6 protein-coding genes are annotated in these 6,331 nt (G+C 30.5%); 2 read left to right on the forward strand and 4 right to left on the reverse strand.

Annotated elements, in window-relative coordinates:
• Positions 1–38: 38 nt before the first annotated feature.
• Both ACIQ56_RS02175 and ACIQ56_RS02180 read left to right on the forward strand, forming a co-directional pair.
• A complete protein-coding gene (locus tag ACIQ56_RS02175; protein ID WP_397599444.1) occupies positions 39–1,142 on the forward strand; it encodes a saccharopine dehydrogenase family protein in 1,104 nt (367 codons plus the stop codon).
• 56 nt (positions 1,143–1,198) lie between these two features.
• Positions 1,199–2,656 carry an HAD-IG family 5'-nucleotidase gene (locus ACIQ56_RS02180; protein ID WP_397599445.1) on the forward strand — a complete coding sequence of 486 codons (1,458 nt, stop codon included), beginning with the start codon at positions 1,199–1,201 and terminating at the stop codon, positions 2,654–2,656.
• Here the strand turns inward: ACIQ56_RS02180 and ACIQ56_RS02185 are convergent, their stop codons facing one another.
• The 4 genes from ACIQ56_RS02185 to ACIQ56_RS02200 form a co-directional block, all read right to left on the reverse strand.
• Entirely contained in the window at positions 2,657–4,090 is a 1,434-nt protein-coding gene (locus ACIQ56_RS02185) for a TolC family protein (protein ID WP_397599446.1), read from the reverse strand. It lies immediately after the preceding gene.
• 215 nt (positions 4,091–4,305) lie between these two features.
• On the reverse strand, positions 4,306–4,635 hold the full coding sequence (locus tag ACIQ56_RS02190) for a winged helix-turn-helix transcriptional regulator (protein WP_397599447.1): 330 nt from the start codon (positions 4,633–4,635) through the stop codon (positions 4,306–4,308).
• A 411-nt stretch (positions 4,636–5,046) separates the two neighbouring features.
• A complete protein-coding gene (locus tag ACIQ56_RS02195; protein ID WP_397599448.1) occupies positions 5,047–5,829 on the reverse strand; it encodes a flagellar hook-basal body protein in 783 nt (260 codons plus the stop codon).
• 117 nt (positions 5,830–5,946) lie between these two features.
• Positions 5,947–6,177 carry a hypothetical protein gene (locus ACIQ56_RS02200; RefSeq protein ID WP_397599449.1) on the reverse strand — a complete coding sequence of 77 codons (231 nt, stop codon included), beginning with the start codon at positions 6,175–6,177 and terminating at the stop codon, positions 5,947–5,949.
• Positions 6,178–6,331 lie beyond the last annotated feature (154 nt).

Here is a 6,331-nt window from a genome sequence, read left to right on the forward strand (position 1 = left end):
TGATCAAGTGACAATCAATAATTTAGAGGAGTATAGCCATGTCTTTAAAAAAAAATGTCGCGGTTTTTGGTGCAGGAAAAATTGGTAAGCTTGTTGTAAATATGCTCTCACAATCGGACGATTACCATATTACAGTTTTAGACTCCAGAAAAGATGCTGCAAAAACAGCTGCTTCTTATTCATCAACGGGTCAAATTCTAAAAAATGTGGATTATGATCAAGCTGATTTTATGTCTCAAAAAGACATAGAAAGAGTTCTTCAAGGAAAAGACTATGTTTTAAGTTGTGCTCCCTTTTATTGTAACAAAGGAATTGCAGAAGTTGCTCGAAATTTAAAAGTAAACTATCTCGATTTAACGGAAGATGTAAAAACAACAGCTGCTATTAAAGAACTCGCAAAAAATGCGGGATGCGCTTTTATTCCTCAATGTGGTTTAGCCCCAGGATTTATAACGATCGTAGCAAATGATCTCGCAAAACAATTTGATTCCATCCATTCTGTTAAAATGCGGGTTGGTGCATTGCCTTTATTTCCACACAACCGCTTAAAATACAATCTTACCTGGAGCACGGAAGGATTAATAAATGAATATTGCAATCCGTGCGAAGTCATTCACGATGGAAAATTAGAATTGGTTCCCGCTCTCGAAGGGGAAGAAAGACTTTGTCTAGATGGTGAAGAATACGAAGCTTTTAATACTTCTGGAGGATTAGGTACCTTAGCCGAGTCCCTAACAAACAAAGTAAGACATATGGATTATAAATCGATACGTTATCCTGGACACAGAGATATTCTTTTAACACTTCTACATGATTTAAAATTTATTGATGACAGAGATGGTCTAAAAAAAGTTTTTGAGCGCTCTCTGCCTCATACATCTCAAGATGTTGTTATTATTTTTGTTACCGTAGATGGCCAAAAAGACAATAAGTTAACACAAAAAAGTTTCGCAAAAAAAATATACCACTCTGAAATAGCCGAAGAACATTGGGGAGCAATTCAAATCACAACAGCTGCAGGAATTTGTGCTGTGTTAGATTTACATGCGAATAAGCAATTACCTGGTACAGGATTTATTCGTCAAGAAGATATCTCTTATGATAAATTTATAAAGAACCGTTTTGGAAAACATTATTCCTAGTAAGGATAGTTTTTTCATTGGGGTTCTTTATTTCCATCGTAGGAGATTTCCCATCTATGTTCCCTGATGATAAAATTGACATTCCATTTTGCGAAAGAATTTTTTGTAATAGAACTTTAAATATGAAATCAATTAAAGCAGTTGGCTTTGATATGGATTATACTCTCGCACTTTACAAACCAGAAACCTTCGAGAAATTAGCTTACGAAGAAACTCTCAAAAAACTAGTGGATATTGGATATTCAAAAGAAATTTTAAATTGGGAGTTCGATCATAAGTATATGATTCGAGGACTTGTAATTGATAAAATAAGAGGTAATGTCCTAAAAATGGATCGCCACCGTTACGTTAAGGTTGCCTTCCATGGTTTTAAAGAATTAAATCGTGAAGAACGCCGTAAATTATATGATGTTGAAAACGTAATTATTTATGAAGAACCAAACTTTGCCTTAATTGATACTCTTTTTTCTTTAGCAGAAGCTTTTTTATTCATACAATTAGTAGACTATAAAGATAAAACAGATAAATTATTAAATAAAACATACCTAGAAATTTATAATGACGTAAGAAAATGTATTGATTTATGTCATAGAGATGGAAGTATTAAATATAAAGTTTCTGAAAATCCAGGAAAATACATTACAAGAGATAAAAATTTAGTTTCCATTTTAAAAGACTTAAAAGCCTCTGGAAGAAAAATATTTATCGTAACAAATAGTCTTTGGGATTACTCAAATGTTGTCATGAACTATATATGCGGAAACCCCAAAAAAGAACTTAATTTTGAGTGGCTTTCTTATTTTGATTTAGTAATTACAGGATCTCAAAAACCTTCTTTTTTTAATTCTAAAAATCAAATATACTCAGTTGATTTAAAGTCATGTTACCTAAAAAATATAGATCTCATAAATTTATCTAAAAATGAAAATAATGAGCCAAAAGTATTTCAAGGAGGGCATTTTAAACTACTCTACGATATTCTTGGAATAAAAGTAGGTTCTGAAATTCTTTATATTGGAGATCACATTTATGGAGACATATTAAGAAGTAAAAAAGAGATAGGCTGGAGAACGATGCTCGTCATTGAAGAGCTCGAAAAAGAAATATCCGCAATTCAAAACTCAAAAGATCAATATACATTATGTGACTCTTTAAATAAAAAAAGAGTCCATTTAGAAAATGAGTTTGAAAGACTTCAAATTGCAGAACATGAAAATAAAATTAAAAAAGGTATTGATAAAGATGAAACTCTCGATAAAAAAATTAAAAAAGTAGGTTATGATTTATTAAAGATTAAAGAATTAGAAAAAAAAGAAATCAGAACATATCATTTAGGACTTCACCCCATATGGGGTGAATTAATGAAAACAGGTAGACAAAATTCTCGATTTGCTGCTCAAGTAGAAACCTATGCTTGTTTGTATACAAGCAAGTTAACAAATTTAATTCACTATGGACCGCATAAAAATTTCAGAGCCGTAAGAGATTTTATGCCCCATGATTTAGATGATTGATTAATTTAAAGTTGTTAATTTAACACCTGTGCTCTTTTGGAAAGTTATCCAGGCAAGATCTAAAGAACCTTTGGCATTTGCTAAATTAGCTCTCGCTGTTGTTTGATCATTCGCAGATGAAATAAGATCGGTTGCAGTTACCTGACCATTATCAAACCGCGCTTTCATTTGTGAATAAGCATCTTGAGCATATTGAACAGATACTTTTGCAGAGTCTAAAACTTGAATTGCATTTTGAAGTTGAAGATAACTATTCGTAATATCAATTCGAGCATTTAAGTTTAAATTTTCTAAATTATATTTCGCTTTTTGCTCAGACGCTATAGCATCGCTAATTTGAGCTTGGCGAACGCCCCAGTCTAAAATCACCCAAGAAAATTGTAAACCATAAGACATTTGATCTTGAATATCAGAAGAATAATATGTTTTCTCTGATGTCGTAATATCACTTGCGTTAAAATTTCGAGTATAAGTGGCAACAAGATTTAACGTTGGCAAATAATTGCTATACTTTTGAACTTTTCCATAATAAGCAGCATCAACATTTTCTTTGCCAGCAAGAATATCTCTTCTTTGAGATATACTTGGAGCTAAAATATTTTCTAGACTTGGAAGTTTTTGAGACTTCATTTCCCAAACCGATTTTTCACTGCTTGCTACAGAAATAGCAGAACTATTCTTAACACCAATTGCTTCAGAAAGAGTAATTAAAGCAACTTTATAAGTTGTTTGAGCTTGAATCACGCTAGTTTTTGAATTTTCAAAATCTAATTTAAATTTCAAAAGATCTGCGTTTGTTAATTTACCGGCATTAAACTGTGCATTGCCATCATTTAATTGTTTTTCAGAGACTTCCATTGCCGATTTCGCTGCTTTTAATAATTGATCTGCTTTTTGTAAATTTATATAAGCTTGTGCACCATAAAAACGAGCATCAATTCTACTTTGTACACGATTTTGCAATGCCGCTCTGGTTAAAGCAGAAGATTGTTGAACAGAGTTGTACATGGAAAAAAGACCAATTAGTGGCTGAGATAATGTTAATGTTGTTGTTGAAGTTGTTGTATCTGGAAAACCATATGTTTTTCCAGCAGTAGTACCAACTAACGGATTTACATCGCTACTATTCATCATATAATTTGCAGAGGCTGAAATTGTAGGTAACATTCCCCGGAAAGCGGCATCTTCTTTTGCTTCCGTAGAATAATAGTCTTGTAAAGACATTTTTGCTGTAAAAGAATAAGTTTCAGCCATATTCATCGCTGCTTCGAGCGTAAGGATAGGTTGCGAATTTGTAGCGGAATTGACCTGATTCGAATTACTCTTTTGAGCTTGTGCAATATCTTGCTGTCCATATGATGAATTTATAAAAAGAACGGAACTTAACAAAGAAGTAACTGGGTAGGTCATCAATTTTAACATATGTAGTTTCATTAGCACCTTCCAAAATCAATTAAATAATCAATTTTTAACTTAAATCTAAATATATTTCAAGCAGCGAAAATAAATTATCTTTTTATGTCATCAATTTTAAAATTATCGAATTTGTGGTTTGAATTTAAAAAAATAGAAGTATAGAATTCTTAAATTTGAGAAGTGAAATATGAGATTAGCAATTTAAAAAATTGGAATCACTGAAAAATATCGTTCTAATAATATTTTGAGCCCCATTCATTCAAGTTTTGAATAATAACTGCTAAAGTTTTTCCTTTTTCAGTCAAAAAATATTCAACTTTGGGCGGGATTGTTGGATAAATGTTTCTAGATACAATTCCCTGCTCTTCTAAATCTCTAAGCTGTATAGTTAACATTCTTTGGGTAATTTTATTTTTTAAATTTTTTTGAAGCTCGCCAAATCTTAAAACCTCAAATTTCAATAGATTATAGATAATGACACCCTTCCACTTTCCACAAATAGCATCCAAAGCACATTCGACAGATGCTCCTTCTATTTCAATTTTATTTTTGGTCTTTATCATTATTTCCTTCCTTAAAATAAATTCTAATTGTTTATTTATTTTTTGATTTTTATTTTATAATAACTAAATTCATTAAATTAAGAAAGAACTTTCCTTAGTTTTTTCTGATATCTATTAATATCAATAAAGAATATTAATAGATACTTTAATTTAAAAAATGATAAAATATTTAATGTCCAAATTATCATACCATAAATTACATTTAATATTTTAAGCTAAAAAAATAGATGTATTCCAACAAATACAATAATAATAATAATAAAAATCAAAAAAATACCAACACTTTTACAGCCAGAATTTTAATTCCATATATTTATTTTAAATTCTAAACAAGAACGAACACTTATAATACTAAATATATAAAATAATATTTAGTATATTAATTTATATTTAGTATTATTAATTATGGGATTACTGGACTTCAGATATTTTATTTGCGTTTTGCATTGTTTCATCTTGAGATTTTACAGTTTTCTGGAGCGCTTCATAACTTCTATGAGCAATTATCATATTTGTTAAATTTCTCATTGGATTCACATTACTACCTTCTAAATATCCTTGCGTAATTTCGCCAACAGGTACTTTTAAATTTTCGGGAGGACCATTATGAACCCAAAGGCTTTCCCCTAGTCTTTCTAGCAATGTATTATCCTTATATGAAATCATTTTTAGTTTGTCTACAAATTTTTTACCTACATAAATTTCTCCTGTAGGCAAAATACTAAACTCCTTTCCATTTAATCCTGTTATCGCGCCATTCTCACCCTGAACAACTGCGCCATTTTTATTTATTAATATTCCGTCGTTGCTTATACTAAGGCCACCATCTCTTGTTAATCTTTCTCCAAAAGGAGTCATAACCTCAAAAAAGGCGTCACCCTGAACAGCAACATCTAAGGGATTCCCTGTTTTAATCATGGGACCTTGAGTATGAGCTGTTCTTATCTCGCTTAAAGTAACATAAGCCATTTCATTTCCTTTTAAAGGCCATAATTCTTGCATATTTGTTTTAAACGGAGCAGGCGGATGTGGAGTTGCGTAACTTGGCCAAGGATTTGCTTCTTGAGCTTGAAACGAAATTTCATCTTCTTTAAAAGCTGTTGTATTTGTATTAGCCAGATTATTTGAAATAATTTCCATAAGTCTTTCTTGAAGAACACCACCCGATAAAGGCGAATAAACGTTTTTTAGCATAAATATTTCCTATTTGTTTTAGCGTTCAAGATAAATATTACATCATTAAAATTTATTTTATACTGTAATAATTTCTCATTTGTGACTTTATTGGTAGATATTTTTTGCCGAATTTTTTTAAAATTCATTGCTATAAGTTTCTTTTAATTTTGCCAAAGAATAAGGTTCTTTTTTAATAACACCATCAAAATTTTCTAACTCATTATTTAAAAATATGGCATTTGTAGAGACAAAAATTGGTTTTTTATAATTTAAACTTCTCATTTTTTCTAAAAAATTCATTTGAGAAATATTTTGAGCACTATTATCAAAATAGTAGTCCACAATTACACATTCTATAGCTTCCAAATTTCCTGGTTTATCTAATAAATATTCATAAGCAAAATCAGGATGTAAAGTGATTCCTTTTGGTGGACAATATGCTATGAACTTAGGCGTTCATATAGAAGGGTTGTCCAATGTTAAAGAAGAAATCAGTTAAAAGTCAATATTCTCTTGAGTT

This window comes from Silvanigrella sp., from assembly GCF_044369315.1.
Taxonomy (GTDB): domain Bacteria; phylum Bdellovibrionota_B; class Oligoflexia; order Silvanigrellales; family Silvanigrellaceae; genus Silvanigrella.

Coding starts and splice junctions, on each gene's coding strand:
- ACIQ56_RS02190 (WP_397599447.1), bottom strand. CDS start 4,635: ATGATAAAGACCAAAAATAAAATTGAAATAGAAGGAGCATCTGTCGAA.
- ACIQ56_RS02195 (WP_397599448.1), bottom strand. CDS start 5,829: ATGCTAAAAAACGTTTATTCGCCTTTATCGGGTGGTGTTCTTCAAGAA.
- ACIQ56_RS02185 (WP_397599446.1), bottom strand. CDS start 4,090: ATGAAACTACATATGTTAAAATTGATGACCTACCCAGTTACTTCTTTG.
- ACIQ56_RS02175 (WP_397599444.1), top strand. CDS start 39: ATGTCTTTAAAAAAAAATGTCGCGGTTTTTGGTGCAGGAAAAATTGGT.
- ACIQ56_RS02180 (WP_397599445.1), top strand. CDS start 1,199: ATGTTCCCTGATGATAAAATTGACATTCCATTTTGCGAAAGAATTTTT.